General features: G+C 67.1%; 3 protein-coding genes. 2 read left to right on the top strand and 1 reads right to left on the bottom strand.

The features are described from left to right. The coding region (locus tag WCB02_RS32100; RefSeq protein WP_423964575.1) for a hypothetical protein at positions 1-785 on the top strand (785 nt) is incomplete at its 5' end. 262 nt (positions 786-1047) lie between these two features. On the opposite strand, the gene WCB02_RS32095 is transcribed toward WCB02_RS32100, so the two are convergent. Next, positions 1048-1227 carry a hypothetical protein gene (locus tag WCB02_RS32095; RefSeq protein WP_423964573.1) on the bottom strand — a complete coding sequence of 60 codons (180 nt, stop codon included), beginning with the start codon at positions 1225-1227 and terminating at the stop codon, positions 1048-1050. 39 nt (positions 1228-1266) lie between these two features. Here WCB02_RS32095 and WCB02_RS32090 point away from each other — a divergent pair. Next, positions 1267-2536 (top strand): FAD-dependent monooxygenase (locus tag WCB02_RS32090; protein ID WP_423964571.1); only part of this gene is annotated, 1270 nt, incomplete at its 3' end.

Here is a 2536-nt window from a genome sequence, read left to right as displayed (position 1 = left end):
CGTCGATATCGGTTCGGCGCCGGCGGCCGACCGTGTGTCGTGCGTCCGGCCGGCGCAATCCGGCCTCGGTCGCGACGGCGCCGAAACGAATTGACCTGATGGCGCCGGCCGTGGATCATGCGAGCATGGATTCGCCGCCGCTCCCCCGTGTCGCGATCGCCGTCCCGTCGGGCGACATGGTCCATGCCGACTTTGCGATGGCGTATGCCCAGCTCTGCAGGGCGTCGGCCGGGCTGGAATTGCAGCTGATGACGGTCAAGTCGTCGATCGTGGCGCAGGCGCGCAACAACGGCGTCGAGCTCGCCGGCAATTTCAAGGCGGACTACATCTTCTTCCTCGACAGCGACATGGTGTTCCCGCCGGACGCGCTGTTCCGGCTGCTGCTGCACCGGAAAGACATCGTCGGCGCAACCTACACCAAGCGCGTCGCTCCGTTCGAGATCCTCGGCACCCAGCTCGCCGAGCAGCCCGCTGTGCTGTCAGGCGACCTGCTGGAGATGCAGCGCATCCCGACCGGCTGCCTGCTGATCAGGATGGCCGTGTTCGAGAAGCTTGCCAAACCGTATTTCCGGTTCGACGTCGACGCCTTTGGCGCGATCGTCGGCGAGGACTACGTGTTTTGCGATGCCGCGCGCAAGGCTGGATTCCGGATCTGGTGCGATGCGGTGCTGTCCCGGGAAATCGGCCATATCGGGCAGAAGATCCATCGCCTGCCCGAGCTGGCATCGACCGGCGCGGCGCCCGCCGTGCCCGATCAGCCGCAGCCGATCGTGAGCAGCGGCTAGCGGTTCATCACAGTGATTTTGACGTTTTGAGACCGAGCCGGCCACAGCGCGGCGTAACGACGACTTCCTGTGGTCATGGGTCCCCGCCGGAGCCTGTCATCGGGCGGCGCGTTGCGCCGATCCGTCGGCGGGGACGACGTCGCGTTTGTTGTCGGGCGGTCGCGCCAAGGACTCCGCTGTTGTCCCGGCCTTGAGCCGGGACCGATTAACCACAGGTCAATGCGTTGCGAAAGTTGCAGCCGCTGATCACTGTGATGAACCACTAGCGGCGAGCCGCCATGCCGCTGGCTGGGCCGTGTTCGCCGGCCGACGTCTTGACGATTTCCGCCGCGATGACATCCGAAAGGCGCTGCGTGTCGTCCGGCGCGAGCCTGGAACTTTCGCGATTGGCGCTGCCTTGCGGGATTTCGCGGCGCTTGGTGATCTTTTTCGCGGCTGCCACGTTGTCCGGCAGGTCCTGCTCAAAGCCATCGAGGCGCGCATGAACATGAATCAGACCGTCATGATCGTCGGCGCCGGTCCGGTCGGGCTGACGCTTGCCATCGAGCTTGCGCGCTACGGCGTGCCGTTGCGCATCTTCGAGAAGGCGGCACGGCGGACCGACAAGTCCAAGGCCCTGGTGATCTGGAGCCGGACGCTCGAGCTGCTGGATCGACAGCCGGGCGGATCGCTGCCGTTCGTCGCGGCCGGGTTCAAGGTCGATGCGGTCAGGATCCTGGCCGGCGACAAGGAGATCGGGCGCGTCGGCATCGCGGCGGTCGATAGTCCCTATCCCTACGCCCTGATGCTGCCGCAGTCCGAGACCGAGCGGCTCCTGGAGGAGCGCCTCAATGCGCTTGGCGTTCAGGTCGAGCGCGAGGCCGAGGTGGAGACGATTGATCTGCGCGCCGACGGCGTCGACGCGGTGGTGCGCCGGGCCGATGGCGCCGAGGTGAAGGCCAGCGCGGACTGGCTCGCCGGCTGCGACGGCGCCCACAGCCTGGTCCGCCATACCATTGGCGCGGCCTTCGCCGGCGAAACCATGACCAGCGACTGGATGCTGGCCGACGTGCATATGCAGGGCTATCCGGTGCCCGACACCGAGGTGAGCGTGTACTGGCATCAGGATGGCGCCTTCATCATCTTCCCGATCAGTCCGGGCCGCTACCGCCTGATCGCCGACCAGCCGCAGTCGGGCGCGGAGCATCCGCCGACGCCTTCGCTCGCGCAGGTGCAGGCGATGATCAATCGGCGCGGCACGCCCGGCATGATCGCGCGTGATCCGATCTGGCTCGCCGGCTTCCGCATCAACGGCCGCAAGGTCGCGGACTATCGCCATGGCCGGGCCTTCCTGTGCGGCGACGCCGCGCATGTCCACAGCCCGGCCGGCGGCCAGGGCATGAACACGGGCATGCAGGACGCGGTCAACCTGGCCTGGAAGCTCGCGTTGGTGGCAAAGGGTGTTGGCCGCGAGACATTGCTCGACAGCTACAGCGCCGAGCGCAGCGCGGTCGGCAAGCAGGTGCTCAGGGCCGCGCAAAATCTCACGGTCATCGGCACCATGAAGAACCCGGTCGCGCAGACCATCCGAAACGCTGTCGGCCACCTCGTGCTGGGACTTGCGCCGGTCCAGCACGCGATGTCCGACACCATGACCGAGATGTCGGTGGGTTATCCCGGCAGCCCCCTCAACGGCAAAGCGCTTGGCGGCGGACCAAAACCGGGCGCCCGGATCGCGCCCATCGCCGGGCAAACGCCAATCGGCTCCGGCC

It is taken from the genome of Bradyrhizobium sp., from assembly GCF_049581145.1.
Taxonomy (GTDB): Bacteria; Pseudomonadota; Alphaproteobacteria; order Rhizobiales; family Xanthobacteraceae; genus Bradyrhizobium.
This window is presented reverse-complemented; position numbering and strand designations above follow the sequence as displayed.